Consider the following 15,585-nt stretch of genomic DNA (forward strand, 5'->3'; position numbering starts at 1 on the left):
ATAGAGAATTCCACAGTATTTTCCGATCACATTGGCTGAAACAATATCAAAAACATCAGGTATATTTTGGATTGAGACGAAAAAAATCAACCATGGTCAAGGGGGGGCAAAAATATTGTCAAACATCTAAGAAAAGTGATTTTTAAGTTGTTTAATAATATTATTTAGCAGTTTACTTGAACTATTGTTCAAGGCGGGAGTGAGGTGTAGTGCGAACGCGTCGCGATTGCCGGAGGCACAGCGAAGCTATCGCACTACACCCCCATCTATTCTCAAGCCAGCGTTCCCTTTCTGTTGAAGTATTCTTCAGCTCCAGAACGCAAATCCATTTCTATATATACCTTTCAACTAGCTTGTCACCCCGTGAGCTTTTTCTCATGCTTATTATTCGAACACATTCTTTTTTCAAAATGGTATTATAGTTCAAAGTGATTCTAGAAAAGGTGTAAAAAATAATGTGTAAACACGCCAGATAGAACTGCTATAATACCAATTTGATAAATGTTTGTTACAAATGACTAAGCTTTTTATTAGCAGTCAGGAGTCAGGAGTTAGGAGTCAGAATGAATGGTTTCAATACCAGTGGTCGGAAATTCTCTTTGCCATGCGATCGCTTTAACCCACAATTTTATAGCAGCATTTTTTTATGCTAAGTCTGCTTTTAATCAATAACATTTATCTTGACCAATTTGAGTGGCGATCGCTTCTGCTTCCTGAATGTAAAATAACATTAGCCTCCTGCCTTAGCTAGAGTTTGCGCTGTTGCAGCACCAATACCAGTGGATGCAGCTGTAATTAAAATAATTTTTCCACTTAAATTTATCACTTTTCTTCTTTGTTCCTAATTATCCTAATTATCAGATCGCCTCTATCTATAAAGTTATTTATATCCAATTTTTACAAAAAATATCAGCAAACAAAAAATAGATAAAACACATAAACTTTTCCAAACAAATAAGCACCAAGGATGCCACCAAGCTCCAGTTTGTACTTCCACAATATCGGATCAGCCAAACAGCAAAAATGTGAATGTTGCTACTATTCTATGTAATCTAATTATAGAGCTATTTTTCATCGCTGATATAGGAAAAGCACCTGAAAAAATGAACCAAATTCCTGCTTCAATATAATTCCCTTTTTTATAGACTGTTTCTAATATTTTCGCTTGTTCAGAAGGCGAGTTATTTTGCAGTATCAACCATAATCCTATAAATATTCCAGCGCCAGAAAATTAATAAAATCAATAATCTGATAATTACATTTTTGTTCATTATATTTCCTAGAAAAATAGAAGAATTTTGATGTCGATCAAATTATTCTTCTAGCAGCTAAATACCGATAAAAAAAATTAGTAGTTATGGTATTCTTCTGATAATATCATGTTCGGATAATCAGTTATAAAAAAACTTTATCCCTTTTAACCTTTTCTTCCCTTCTGCCCTCAGCATAGCTGCCTTTCTTTTTAACCTTTTCTTCCCTTCTGCCCTCAGCATAGCTGCCCTCTGCCTTCCTGAATCCAAAGTGTAAGTATTCAAGCGAACATGATATAATATGTATTTAAAAGATATTAGTTAACTTTCAAATTTTTCTCTATTCTTGATGATTGGCTTCCATACCTAATGGTATTTAGAAGCCATCAGTAATCATCAAAAAAATTCTGGCTATCTAAAAGAAAAAAAGAAAGAAATATTGGAAAAATAAATCATAGTAACTAACAAAAACATTATTTGATTACTTCAAAAAATTATTGATGATACTCAATTTTTTCTAATGTTAATTCCCCCTTTTCCTGGGGTTGAACTTGCTGGTGCTTATGAAACCTAATTCCTAAAAAAACATCATACAGAAAGCTCCAAAAATTTTTTCCTTGCAATAATCCTAAAGATTGAGGGGAACCCTTAACATCTAATAACGGCTTCATAACTTCATAAGCAGGTTTGTAATTATACCAAGGTATAGAAGGCCATAAATGATGAATTAAATGATAGTTCTGTCCACAAATCAGAATATTGAGAAAGCCACTTGGATAAACTCTAGCATTGTGCCAGCGATCGCGTTCCTGAAAAGGACGATGAGGTAAATAATCAAAAAATAACCCTAGAGCTAAACCAACAACTAAAGCAGGAGAAAACCAATAATTTAAAATATAATCCAGAAACCCAAAATATATGGACACACCTATCATTGTGAATACTACTAAACGGCTAAAAAACCATTCCCATAGTTCAAATTTCCGCCAAAGTCGTCTTTTAAAAAAGAAGATTTCATGGTAAAAGAAGCGGGCTGCAATTAGCCATAATGGGCCACCAGTAGAAACAAAATGATCTGGGTCATTTTCTGGGTCGTTAACATGGGCATGATGCTGTAGATGTACTCTTGTAAATACTGGGAAAGCAAAACCTAACATCAATGCACTGCCGTGACCTAAAATAGCATTAACTAAGCGGTCTTTATGGGCTGAATTATGGGACGCATCGTGAATTACTGTCCCTGCCATATGTAAGGCTAGAACATTCATCAAGAAACAACACCAGCCTGGTAAGTCCCAGTACCAGTAACCGCAGGTTGAGGAAATTATTATTCCTATAGCACTCAAAAACATGAGTAAGTTAGTATTTAAGCCTCCAGAGGGGCTTAGTAACTCTCTTGGGACTGTCGTTTGCAGCCCTGCCTCCAACATTTTGATTTGCACTCCTCTATATTAATTAAGACTTTTTTTATTACCATACGATATAGGCAAAATTTTGTAAAGATATATTAAATAATATTAATCTAAATAAGATAATTAGAATTACTGGTTATGGGAGAAATTAAATAAAGTTAATCGCGATCCCCATAACAGAGACTCCGATCCTAAAACTTAAATTATAAAAAATACAGATTGTTGCTCACTAAATAATTTTAAGAGTAAAAAGTAATTATTAATAGTTGCATTGACATCCTTTGAGTATGGTAGTCTAAGATATCGATCTCGCCCAGTAGTATAGTCATAAATAAATTAGGCACTATTGTGACTTTGTCCCAGAGTGAATCAATTTTCTTTAATTATTAATTAAAGAAATATAATTTGTCGTTTCAACACTGTATGTATGTAAGGTAATTACTGAAAAGTGACGTTGAAGGCCCCCGTGTTTTAACTGGGGGATGAAAACAAGGGAATCGTTGAGACTAGACAACTAAAGTTGTCCTGTGCTATTACTATCTACAACAACTTTTCAGCCCCCCCGTTTCCAATGTATTGTTGTCAGCAAGTTTTAGTAGATAAAAATCCTGAATTAATCCCCATTTTAACATTCTTATGCGAACAGTCTCACAAGCTAACTAACATGGGAATATATTATGCCAGACAATTATATTTTAAGTCTTACAAAATTCTGGGTAAGTATGACGCAGGAATTAGTCTACAAAAAGAACAATCACTATAAAGTTTTACATCTCTCTTGCAGCACAACAAATATTGAGAACTGTAGCTGAATCATTTAGATCTTATTATGGTCTTATTATTGCCTATAGTTCAGGAAAAATATCAGACAGACCAAGGATTCCTAACTACAGAAAAAAAGGGGGAATGGCTACAGTTAGTTATCCTGCTCCAGCATTAAAACTTAAAGGTAATCAAATTAGAGCCCCACTAGGTAATACTTGTAAGCGCTGGTTTGGAGTAGATAGCTTTTTAATTCCCATGCCTAGTATAAGAGCATTCTCTACTCTTAAAGAACTAAGGATATTACCAAGAAATAGATGTTTTTACTGGGAATTTGTCTATGAAAAAGAAATCGTAGTTAAACCTCAATTAAATCGAGAAAATGTCTTAGGAATAGACCACGGTGTAAATAATTGGTTGACCTGTGTATCGAATGTGGGTACTAGCGCGGGTTGTAGATGGTAAACACCCACCCCTATCCCCTCCCGGGAGGGGAACTAAAGGGGTGGGTTGGTACAACAAACAAGTATCAACCATTAAAGAAAATCAACCTCAAGGATTTTGGTCCAATAAACTAGCTGCCATTACAGAAAAACGTAACCGTCAAATGCGATTTGGGTATGAATAAAGCAGCCAGGATAGTAATTAATCATTGTTTAAAAAATTCTATTGGTACAATTGTATTTGGTTGGAATAAAGGTCAGAAAAATCAAATAAAATTAGGAAAAAAAAGTAATTCAGAATTTGTACCCATTCCGACAGCTAGACTCAAACAGAGAATAGCTCAATTGTGTATTGAATATGGAATAATATTTATAGAAACAGAAGAAAGCTATACAAGTATTGCTTCATTTTTAGATGGTGACTGTCTACCTAATTATGGTGAGAAACTCGGTGCTGGTGCTCGGACTCAGGTTCCGAGCAAGGAAGCACCGACCCTACGGGCCAATGATTGGAAACCGTCAGGAAAAAGAATAAAGCGATGCAGCGCGGTCTTGGGGGTTCCCCCCATGAGCGACTGCATCAAGAAGCGTCGTTTGTATAGAAGTAGTAATAATTGGTTAATTAATACAGACTGTAACGGGGCTGCAAATATAATTGCAAAAGTAAGCAGAAAGTTAAGTTTAGACTTAAGGAGACTGTATAGGGTTACTTTGACTTGTCCCCAAAGAATATATCTTTGGTCAGCTAAGAAGAAACGGAGCAACACCGATAAATCCGTGTTGCGTAGTATCTACTTAGAATCCCCGTGACTGACCTCCGGGGAGTAGTCAATATTCAGAAATAATTAAAAATCAAGCATACCACTTTACCTATTACTATTAAAACTTTGAAATTATGCAACTGCAAAATGGCTTACGTCGAACTAAAATTGTAGCAACTATTGGCCCATCTACTACTAAACCTGATGTACTTCGGGAGTTAATCAAAGCTGGTGCAACAACCCTGCGACTTAACTTTTCTCATGGAACCCATGAAGATCACCAACGTAGTATTCGATTAATTAGACAAACTTCTTTTGAACTAAATCAACCTGTAGCCATCTTGCAAGACCTTCAGGGACCAAAAATTAGATTAGGAAAATTTGAAAATGGTTCAATATCTCTAGAACGGGGAGATCCATTTATTTTGACCAGTAACTTAATGGCTGGAACTCAAGAAATGTCTTCTGTAACTTATGAACTTCTCGCAGATGAAGTGCCAGAAGGAGCAAAAATTCTTCTTGATGATGGCAAAGTAGAAATGTTGGTGGAAAAAGTAGACAAACCACGGAAGCAACTACATTGTCGGGTTGTAGTTGGTGGTACTCTTTCCAATAATAAAGGTGTGAATTTTCCTGGGGTTTATCTTTCAATTAAAGCACTGACAGACAAAGACCGAAAAGACTTAATGTTTGGTCTTGACCAAGGAGTAGACTGGGTAGCATTAAGTTTTGTGCGTAACCCCCAAGATGTTTTAGAGATTAAACAATTAATTGCTAATGCGGGAAAAAAGGTTCCTGTGGTGGCAAAAATCGAAAAACACGAAGCGATCGAACAAATGGAAGAAATTTTGGCTTTGTGTAATGGGGTAATGGTTGCTCGTGGTGACTTAGGTGTGGAGTTGCCAGCAGAAGAGGTGCCACTTTTGCAAAAGCGACTGATATCAACATCTAACCGAATGGGAATTCCGGTAATTACTGCTACTCAAATGTTAGATAGTATGGCGAATAACCCCCGTGCTACCCGTGCTGAAATTTCTGATGTGGCAAATGCAATTATCGATGGTACGGATGCAGTAATGTTATCTAATGAGACAGCAGTAGGTAATTATCCTGTGGAAGCGGTGGCAACAATGGCAACGATCGCTAAACGCATTGAGCAGGAAATTATCACTTGCAACGTTTCTAGTATGAATGATACGGGTCATTCAATTCCTAATGCAATTAGCCAAGCTGTGGGTCAAATTGCCGAAAATATAGATGCTGCAGCTATTATGACTCTGACTAAAACAGGTGCAACAGCGCGAAATGTTTCTAAGTTTCGACCAAAAACTCCTATCTTGGCAGTAACCCCTCATGTAGATGTTGCTAGACAGTTACAACTGGTTTGGGGAATAAAGCCATTACTGGTGTTAGACTTAGCTTCTGCTGGTCAGACTTTTCAATCTGCAATCAGTGTTGCTCAGGAGAAGGAGTTATTATTTGATGGAGATTTAGTGGTAATGACTGCAGGTACAATTCAAGGTGTGGCAGGTTCAACAGACCTGGTTAAGGTTGAGGTGGTGACTGCAGTGCTAGGTCAAGGTACTGGTATTGGTCAGGGATATGCTAGTGGTCGCGCTCGTGTTGCTCATAGTGTAAAAGAAGTCCGAGATTTTAACCCTGGAGAAATTTTGGTAGTTAATCACACAGATGCTGAATTTGTGGAGGTAATGCAAAAAGCGGCAGGAGTAGTGACGGAAGAGGATAGTATTACCAGTCATGCAGCAATTATTGGTTTACGTTTGGGGTTGCCAGTTATTGTGGGGGTGAAGAATGCTACCAGTGTGGTTCGCGATGGCACGATTTTGACTTTGGATGCTCACAGAGGTACGGTATATTCAGGAGCTACTCGAAGATAGTGGATCTTATAGCTGAATGAATAGTCATCCTATACTATCTTTGGTTGAATAAAAAGTCATAAATATAGACAAACGACTCCATCTAAACATGATCGTATCACAATTTGGGGGAGGATGGAACCTTATAGCAATGAGCGCTGGTGTATTTACATACTACTATTGTATTTAACATAGTACAAAGCTCTGCTACATGACAAGATATTTTTCACAAACCATGCGATCGCGCCTACCTTAAAGTTTGATAGACTCGCGCGTTTGATGCGTGATTTAACAGACACAGGACTTAGGCAAATACACTATATATAGCCCATGGAGAATAGAGCGATTGCTGACGTCAAGCTTCGCTAACCCTATGATTTTTTGGCGTTGCTGATTCCGGGTATGATGCAAGCCCCCCTAGCCCCCCAATGCGCGGGGGGAATAAAACTCTAAAAGTCCCCCAATGCGCGGGGGATGCGCGGGGGGGAAGGCGAGAACCAAACAATCGCGCATTCATACTTCAATTCAGCAACGCCGATTTTTTCAGCGATCGCTTCCTTGAGCGACTAAATTCTATAGGAATAGAAGACGCGATCGCGTAATTCATGAAAAATGCCGGCCATACAGCTACCCCTCCATGTTACATTAGTCTTTGGACTGTAGTATGTGATTTTGAGGAAGGCGCGATCGCGTAATTTATGAAAAATGCCGGCCATACAGCTACCCCTCATGTTACATTAGTCTTTGGGCTGTAGTATGTAAAGATGCCAGCGCACATTGCTATATATCCTTTGACGCGCCGATTTTTTATAAGCTTCATAAAATGAAAATATGGGCGATTTTCCACCCTAGGAAGGATAGATGGAAAGATTTGATGAGGAAAAAACTAACCGTTTAGGGGAAGCTATACAAGATGAAAAGATTTTTGGTACTGTTTCTGGGAAAAATTCCTCAATCTTTGACTGTCTCTTGGTAATCAAGTTAAGTTGAATAAAAAGTCATACGTATAGACGAATAACTCCATCTAAACATTATTCTATCACAATTTGAGGGAGGATGGAACCTTATATCCTTTGACGTGCCGATTTTTTCCTGAGCTTCATAAAATGAAAATATGGGCGATTTTCCACCCTAGGAGGGATAGACGAAAAGATTTAATAATGGGAAAAATCTAACTCTAATCTTAAAAGCAGGAGAGTAAGGGAGCAAGGGAGCATTTTTGAATCTCTATTCCTGCCAAAAAAAGCCTCTACTCTATTCCATTGCCGACTCGTAACTCAAAAATTTTATTGCAGACAAAGATACCAAATGGTTTCTATAATTCTCCTGACTCCTGACTCCTACCTTTTAGTTAATTAAAGCAAATGGCAACCCAGTCAGTAGCAACATAATAGGTACTGTTATAGCTGATTTTTCTTCAGAAATATTAGAAATTTTTTGGCAACCACTATACATAGTTAAAATTGTATAACACAAAGCAAAAATAGCTAAAATAATACTAATTACCCAATTATTTAAAACCCCACTAACTAGCACCATCAAACCTAGAGGTAATAGTGATGCACCTGCTATAAATAAATCGCCTGTTAAACTACCATCAACTTTGAATATAAGTCTGGCAAAACCACTTGTAACTGTCAAATTTACGAAGGGAATAATACCGATAATTATTAATAATAAAAATTCTGTATGATTTGCTTTATCTAATCTCTGTAAAATTAGATTAGTTCCTACTACAAAGCAAATTTCAAATATTATGCCAAATAAAACTGCAACGTTAAATGCTCTTTTGTGTTCTAACTGAGTAAAAGCTGGTAATAAACCTCCTATGGGATTAGGAAGAAAAATTTTTACTGCTATCCAAGCATCCTGAAAAGTTGTCTGAAATATTTCTAGTATTTCTAACCATGAAAAATGGTGTAAATTTTTGATAGCTTCTAGCGCTCTTTGAGAATTAGCTTTGTCCCCTTGATCTGTAAAAAGTTGAGCAGCTTTTTTAAAATCAATTATTGCTAGACGATGTTCTTGCAACTCTAGATAAACTAAACCACGTTGATAATAAACGTGAGCAAAATTGGGATTTATTTCTAGTGCTTTACTATAGTCTTCCATACCAGCTTGAATGTATCTTAATTTCATACGACATAGACCACGATAATAATAAACTTCTACTAAGTATGGGTCTAAAAATAATGCCTTTGTATAATCAAGATCGGCACTCCGGTAATCTTGCAGTTTATAACTAGCAAATCCTCTATGATATAAAACTTCTGCCCAATTAGGATTAATTTCCAGTGCTTTTGTGTAATCTGCTATTGCACTTTGATAATCTCCAAGCTGACTTTTTGCAACTCCTTGTTTATATAGTTCTTTGGCTTCCCCTACTGTTTTATCGTATTGCGATCGCTTCAATGGGTCAGAAAGAATTTCATACATTGAGTTGATTTCTTTGAATTTTTCTGCTGCATTTATATCCCCTGGATTTACATCAGGATGATACTGACGTGCTAGGCTATGATAAGCTTTTTTAATCTGTTCTGTGGAAGCATTTTTTGATATTCCTAGAACTTCATAATAGTTACACTCTTTTTCCATCTAACCCTAGTTTCCCAAAGCACTATTTTAGGCAATTATTGTTGATTATATCATAAAGTATTTCAATATTTATTCAAAACAAGATATTTATCAATTTGCCAGAATTTATAGATTTAATTTTTAACTTTATATCGATGGATGAGTATTAATATTAAATTCGGTTTAATACTTATATTTTGGAGCGAGGAAGGCAAAGGGCAGCTATGCTGAGGGCAGAAGGGAAGAAAAGGCTAGAAGGAAGAAAGTTTTTTATCACTGATTATCCGGACATGATATTATTATATAGTTGGGAGAGATAGGGAGGTAGTTCGGTTTAAGATTGAAGTGTGGAGACAATTAGAAAAATATGCTGTACAATCTGGTTCTATAATAACAACAAATATTAAATTTTGTATAGAATAATTTCTCAAATTTTGAAAAATAGTCAAAGTAATAAGGAATAGAAAAAATACTGTATCTAATTAATATAATAACTTCTATATCTACTACTCAGATATATTGTCTATTTAACGAAAAATTTTGTATCATGTGCCCCTTCTACGGGAGCTACGCTATCGGTAGAACAGTTATCATAGGGCTGCGTAGTTTTGCTTGAGCAATAATACTAAGTATTTTAAGGGCTAGAGCAAAACTACAAACAAAAACTTTACTATAAGTAATTCTCCGCAATTCGTAGCTCCCCTGGAGAGAGAACATGATATAAAGCCTCCCCTTTTAGTAGGATAGATTCAATATTCCACATTTCAAGCCTCTTGCTTCAGCATATAGTAGTGGCGTGACACACCTAAAATGTTGCATTGGGTAGGGGGTCCACGTTAAATTAATGAGTCTTAACAAATTAGATGAACCCACTCCCAACCCAATCATCGTCGCGCACAAAATTAGATGTGTCATTCCAGTAGATAAAAACTATAGCACTATGATATCTAAAGTAGTCTTGTCGGAAAAATGTGTAAGTCCTGATTAAGTGTTAGTAGACTCAAACAGACCAATAGCCTTTAAAATACCTCAGGACTTACGCAAATTGACTTTTAAAGCACCATTTGTAGGGGTAAATAGTATTCGCTCTCGCTATATGTAGAGTCTCTGCGTAAGTCCTGTACCTTTACCTCTTTAAAAGAAAAAGGAAAAATCTGGTGTTGTCTGAGTTTTAAGCTTTTGATATGTCCGCGCCCTTTGCTTCGACTGCCTGCGGTGAAAATATCAGGAACGGGTAACGGGAAAGGGCAAGATGCCCATTCCACTTCCACAAAACTATCTAAAATCATCCCGCATTTATGCAAGGCCAATTTATGATAGTTTTTTTACTGGGGCGGAAGGATTCGAACCTCCGAATGGCTGGACCAAAACCAGCTGCCTTACCGCTTGGCGACGCCCCAATTCCTCAACAGTTAATATAATAACACTTATATCCAGGAATTTGTCAAGGATTTTTTTGAATAATCTTGAAATTTTAAATTTTGAGGATTTATGGGCCTCAATCAGATAAGATGTCATAGCTTGATCCACCAACCCCGATTTTCTAAAGTCTCGCAAATGAGGGAGATGTCCCCTGTAATATCGTTTATCTAGACTATAATTCAGGTTCCAGGAGACCAACCATTTGCCTCCTTGACGCCATCCCACTTTACCACCAAAGGCTTCCCATGTTTTCTCATCATCCTGCCTTATATTGCCCAAACTCTGATAAATCTGGTTCTACACAGAAAAGCCAAACTTACCATGACTGTATTTTTCTCAAAGTTGATCTATAGAACCCCTGAGTGGTATCTATTTAAAAATAGAGGAGGAGATGGGGAGATGGGGGGATAGGGAGATGGGGAGATCAGAACATTTTTCTACCTGCTTGGTTTGCTACCAGGTGCGCTAGACAAAAATAGTGACAAGGGAGGATATATTGAATGAACTTTTAACGATAAACAACTATATCTTCCCTATTTCTTAATCGCAAGAAACTAAGTTATATAAATTTTTACGTCAATAAACCAAATTAAAAAAAATATAACTCGAACTTTCGCTTAAATATGGTGAATTTAAGTTTATTGTATCACTGTCAGGAAAAACTTGTATAATTACTAAAGTAAAATTAAAATTTATCAAGATTAACCTATGCTATCTCTAATGGTTCCTGTTCCTAGTATCAAAGGAAAATATGGTAGTAAGCTTTACGTCTTTCAAACGACAGTAAAACCACTAGAAATACACAACCTATACCCAAACAGAGTTAAATTTTGATCGGGAATAGTTTGATTAATTATGACAATAAACGTAAGGGCGAATAGCCATTCGCCCCTACAGGAAATTTCCCCAAAAAAAACCTAAGACTTTGGTTTAGAAATCGAACTAACGTGTAATTCTTTCAATTGCTTTTTATCAACTTCAGACGGTGCATTTGTCAACAAACATTTAGCCTGCTGAGTCTTCGGAAATGCAATTACATCTCGAATTGACTCTTCACCAGCTAACAACATCACCAACCTATCTAAACCATAAGCAATACCGCCATGAGGGGGAGTGCCATATTCAAAAGCTTCCAACAAAAAGCCGAACTTACTATCAGCTTCTTTATCAGATAAACCAATAGCCTCAAACACTTTCTCCTGCACATCCCGTTGATATATCCGCAAACTACCACCGCCGATTTCATAACCATTAAAAACCAAATCATAAGCCTGCGCTCGTGCTGTTTTTAAGTCATTAATATCATCTGGGTGAGGTGCAGTAAATGGGTGGTGCAAAGCTTCCAAACGTTTTTCATCCTGATTCCATTCAAACATAGGAAAATCTGTCACCCACAATAGACTAATTTTATCGCGGTCAATTAATCCCAATTCCTCACCTACCACTAAGCGCAAACGATCTAAAGTTTTGTTGACAGTATTTGCATCATCCGCAGCGAATAATAGCAAATGACCTGGTTTTGCTCCCGTGCGTTCTAACAACTCCTGTTTTTGTTCGTCGGTGAGGTTATCTTTGATAGCTCCAATAGTATCTATTTTGCCTTTCTCTTTGACACGAATATAAGCCAAACCTTTAGCTCCTGCTTCACTCGCTTCTTTAAACAAATCACCACCAGGTTTAATTCTTACATTGGAGATAGCATCGTTACCTCCAGGAATAGGCAACACTTTCACTATCCCACCAGCAGCAACCGCTCCAGAAAATACTTTGAAACCAGAATCTTTCACTAAGTCGGAGACATTTACCAATTCTAAGCCAAACCGAATATCTGGTTTATCGCTGCCGTAACGATCCATTGCTTCTGCATAAGTCAAACGAGGAAATGGTAGAGGTAAATCTACACCTTTAACTTTCTCAAAAATATATCCCACCAACTTCTCATTTAATTGGATAATTTCCTCCTGAGACATGAAACTCATTTCCATATCTAACTGAGTAAACTCTGGCTGTCTATCCGCTCGCAAATCTTCATCCCGAAAACAACGAGCGATTTGATAGTAACGATCGAAACCGGAAACCATTAACATTTGTTTGAATAATTGGGGAGACTGAGGTAGAGCAAACCATTCTCCTGCATGAACGCGACTAGGAACAAGATAATCCCGCGCACCTTCTGGAGTAGAGCGAGTGAGAATTGGTGTTTCGATTTCTATAAAATTTTCTTGATCTTCCAGGAAACGACGGATCGCTTTGATAACTTCATGGCGCAGTTGCAAATTGTGGGTCATGCGCTCCCTTCTCAAATCTAAATACCGATATTTGAGTCGCAACTCTTCCCGGACAGATTCTGTTTCTGCAGTGGAAACTTGAAATGGTAATTGTTTCCCTAAACTATTCAACAGTTGAATATCATCAGCGTAAATTTCTATTTCCCCAGTAGGAAGTTTGGGGTTGAGAGATTCTTCCGGACGACGACTAACTCTACCTGTAATTTGCACAACATATTCATTGCGAATATCTCCAGCTATTTGATATGAGTCAGGAGTCCGCTCTGGGTCACTAACAATTTGGACAATTCCTGTGCGATCGCGCAAATCTAAAAAAATTACCCCCCCATGATCCCGACGACGGTCTACCCATCCACAGAGGTTTACAGTTTCTTCAATATTATTACTATTTAGTTGGCCGCAATAATAGGTTCGCATAATTATCTAAATTACAAGTTTAGCTAAAAAATAAATTTTATTATTATATTACTGGGATGCCTGTAAATCGTTAATAATTTTAGGTTAAATTCGGATTTAACAAAAAAAGATGGCAATATTTTCTCAGGAGATTGACTTAATCAAAGAATAAGTGGCTGTGTAAAAATAACTTGAACAGTTTTTTGATGGAAGCTATATTTCACAATTTATCCCAGATAAAATTTGTACAACTTATTCTTACATGGCTCCTAAGAGCAGGAAAAAGGGAATAGAGAAATGTCCGCGCCATATTTGCGTAGCGCTATACTTTACAAATCAGCTCTTATATCATGTCATGTCCGTTGGTATTGTTTGTGTAGACCCAAGGGTAAATATCTACAGGAAATTTAAGTTTTTTCTTGCTCTTAAGCCTTCCTCCTTCTTCCCTCTTCCCTCTTCCTTAGCTTCGCACTTACAATACCGATGCTACCGGACATGATATTAGCTTCAAAGAAAGGTGGGGAAAATTATTCTGGTTAGTCAAAAGAGCAAGAAATTTGCTCAAGAAAAATCTCAATAATTACAGAGGAACGATAAATCCATAAATAAATCGAATCAGTAAATCATGAAAAGATTCAGGCTCTGATTTGTGACAATATTCATCAACTAAATTTTCTTCACTTTTTATAGCTTTGATTTTTGCTCTTTTTTTTAAATGCTTCTTTGGTTTAATATGCTGAGATTTTTTTTGCTCAGTATAGATCAGAGTAGACATAGAAATACCTCCTAGAATTGAAAAAAAGTCTTTCTCTTTTGTCATTAGGAGAAGAGAAATTTATTTCTATGTACCTAGCACTATTTATTTTATTATTTTTTGTGAATGTCTTGAGTGCAAGGTCCTAATTCCTCTTCTTTATACTTATGTAGTATACCATTTGGATAAATCTTTGCTATAAATCATTGCTCCCTTTTGCCTATAAATCACAGTTTTGTAACATTTTTTTATCTAAATATCAAATTTCATGCATTTTTGCTACATTTTCTTAAGAGCAGGGAGTAGGGAGTAGGAGCGATATATAAATAATTGCTAAAAACATTAAGAGGACTTACGCACGCATCAGAAATTATACACCATTTTTAGGTGTTAACGGCCGTTAACTATATGTGGTAGTTATGCGTAAGTTCTGACTAATTAACCATTATTACTTAATAACTGAAATTTTTAATAAAAATAACATTATTTTTAGAAATTGTTCTAATACTAATTAGACTATAACAATCAAGTATATAACTAAGTTTTTAACATTATTAAGTGTCTAATTTCAACATAAATTTCCTTGGCAATTGGTATTTAGGCAGATAAAATTCAAAATGATTGTTTCTCAAAAATTAACATGACATATCGTAACCCTACTCCAACCGTTGACATTATTATTGAATTAACTAACCGACCGGGGCGACCTATTGTACTAATCGAACGCCAAAACGAACCTTTTGGTTGGGCAATTCCTGGTGGGTTTGTTGACTATGGAGAATCTGTCGAAACTGCAGCGCAACGAGAAGCAAAGGAAGAGACGAGTTTAGAAGTAGAATTAATTGAACAATTTTATGTTTATTCTGACCCTAGTCGCGACCCCCGTCAACATACCATGAGTGTTGTGTTTATTGCCACTGCCACTGGAGAAGCAAAAGCAGCTGATGATGCCAAAAATTTAGCTTTGTTTGAATCTTGGCAAATTCCCCAAAACCTCTGTTTTGACCACGACCGTATTCTCCGAGATTATTTGCAGTATCGTTATTATGGCATGAGACCGAGAATTTAACTTGAAGGAAGAAAGAAGAGGGAAAAAGGAAGAAGCTTGACTAACTTTTTTTTGATTTTTGACTGAACATTCAAGGCTATAAGCTATTAATGCTTACCCGTAAATCAGACCTACTTGTGGAATATTGTTGTTGAAATTAGAGGAAATTTTGGCGTTGTCAGATGAAAAGGTAAATTATAGCAAAATTGCCTTTTTCTTTACAGCGCTTTTCAGATTGATAAACCACATCGTCATAACGAAAACCCTGTAAGGGCGGCATTCGGAGCTTTGCGGAACGCAAATGCCATTCGCCCCTACTGTGGTCTACTGAAATGAAAACCGCTGTAATTGAATAGTACACTTTATCATTCTCTCAATTATCTTCTTTTCTGACAACACCGAATTTTTAGGGGTTGGTAAAGCGCGGGTATGATATTAATCTTAATTACTGAGGAGTCAGGAGGAAAGAAAGAAGAAAGAGGAATAGAAGGAGAAAGTTTGGCGTTGGTAAATTAAGAGATGAAACTTTAAGGGTAATCCTCCTGTGATAGCTGCGAATACCTAACCAGAGTAGGCAAAGGGTGTCACCCTTACCACG

Annotated in this window: 11 protein-coding genes and 1 tRNA gene; 6 read left to right on the forward strand and 6 right to left on the reverse strand. The window is 36.7% G+C overall.

The annotated features are described in order from the left end of the window. Positions 1–1,744 precede the first annotated feature (1,744 nt). Positions 1,745–2,680: a beta-carotene hydroxylase gene (gene crtR, locus F6K15_RS28740; protein ID WP_293067728.1), complete on the reverse strand. Its 936-nt coding sequence runs from the start codon at positions 2,678–2,680 to the stop codon at positions 1,745–1,747. Between the two features lie 888 nt (positions 2,681–3,568). On the opposite strand from crtR, the gene F6K15_RS28745 reads away from it, so the two are divergent. The 4 genes from F6K15_RS28745 to pyk all read left to right on the forward strand — a co-directional run bounded on the left by F6K15_RS28745 (position 3,569) and on the right by pyk (position 6,526). After that, positions 3,569–3,889, forward strand: a complete 321-nt coding sequence (locus F6K15_RS28745; protein WP_293067730.1) for a hypothetical protein — start codon at positions 3,569–3,571, stop codon at positions 3,887–3,889. Then, the gene (locus tag F6K15_RS28750) at positions 3,858–4,052 is read left to right on the forward strand and encodes a hypothetical protein (protein ID WP_293067733.1); all 195 of its coding nucleotides are present in this window, start codon (positions 3,858–3,860) and stop codon (positions 4,050–4,052) included. The genes F6K15_RS28745 and F6K15_RS28750 overlap by 32 nt, the downstream gene beginning before the upstream one ends. Further along, a complete protein-coding gene (locus F6K15_RS28755; protein WP_293067736.1) occupies positions 4,045–4,677 on the forward strand; it encodes an IS200/IS605 family accessory protein TnpB-related protein in 633 nt (210 codons plus the stop codon). Before F6K15_RS28750 ends, F6K15_RS28755 begins: the two co-directional genes overlap by 8 nt. A gap of 85 nt (positions 4,678–4,762) precedes the next feature. Then, entirely contained in the window at positions 4,763–6,526 is a 1,764-nt protein-coding gene (pyk, locus tag F6K15_RS28760) for a pyruvate kinase (protein ID WP_293067739.1), read from the forward strand. 545 nt (positions 6,527–7,071) lie between these two features. On the opposite strand, the gene F6K15_RS28765 is transcribed toward pyk, so the two are convergent. Then, positions 7,072–7,221 (reverse strand): hypothetical protein, encoded by a 150-nt coding sequence (locus F6K15_RS28765; protein WP_293067742.1) that lies wholly within the window; start codon positions 7,219–7,221, stop codon positions 7,072–7,074. Positions 7,222–7,366: 145 nt separating this feature from the next. Between F6K15_RS28765 and F6K15_RS28770 the strand changes: the two genes are divergently transcribed. After that, positions 7,367–7,495 carry a hypothetical protein gene (locus F6K15_RS28770; RefSeq protein WP_293067745.1) on the forward strand — a complete coding sequence of 43 codons (129 nt, stop codon included), beginning with the start codon at positions 7,367–7,369 and terminating at the stop codon, positions 7,493–7,495. Between the two features lie 357 nt (positions 7,496–7,852). Here F6K15_RS28770 and F6K15_RS28775 read toward each other — a convergent pair whose 3' ends face one another. The 4 genes from F6K15_RS28775 to F6K15_RS28795 all read right to left on the reverse strand — a co-directional run bounded on the left by F6K15_RS28775 (position 7,853) and on the right by F6K15_RS28795 (position 13,960). Then, positions 7,853–9,100 (reverse strand): DnaJ domain-containing protein, encoded by a 1,248-nt coding sequence (locus F6K15_RS28775; RefSeq protein WP_293067748.1) that lies wholly within the window; start codon positions 9,098–9,100, stop codon positions 7,853–7,855. A 1,307-nt stretch (positions 9,101–10,407) separates the two neighbouring features. After that, a tRNA-Gln gene (locus F6K15_RS28780) sits at positions 10,408–10,479 on the reverse strand. A 939-nt stretch (positions 10,480–11,418) separates the two neighbouring features. Beyond that, positions 11,419–13,206: an aspartate--tRNA ligase gene (gene aspS / locus F6K15_RS28790; RefSeq protein ID WP_293067751.1), complete on the reverse strand. Its 1,788-nt coding sequence runs from the start codon at positions 13,204–13,206 to the stop codon at positions 11,419–11,421. A 559-nt stretch (positions 13,207–13,765) separates the two neighbouring features. After that, the gene (locus F6K15_RS28795) at positions 13,766–13,960 is read right to left on the reverse strand and encodes a hypothetical protein (RefSeq protein WP_293067754.1); all 195 of its coding nucleotides are present in this window, start codon (positions 13,958–13,960) and stop codon (positions 13,766–13,768) included. A gap of 619 nt (positions 13,961–14,579) precedes the next feature. Between F6K15_RS28795 and F6K15_RS28800 the strand changes: the two genes are divergently transcribed. Next, positions 14,580–15,008, forward strand: a complete 429-nt coding sequence (locus tag F6K15_RS28800) for an NUDIX hydrolase (protein WP_293067757.1) — start codon at positions 14,580–14,582, stop codon at positions 15,006–15,008. The last annotated feature ends 577 nt before the right edge of the window (positions 15,009–15,585 follow it).

It is taken from the genome of Okeania sp. SIO2B3 (assembly GCF_010672525.1).
Lineage (GTDB): Bacteria > Cyanobacteriota > Cyanobacteriia > Cyanobacteriales > Microcoleaceae > Okeania.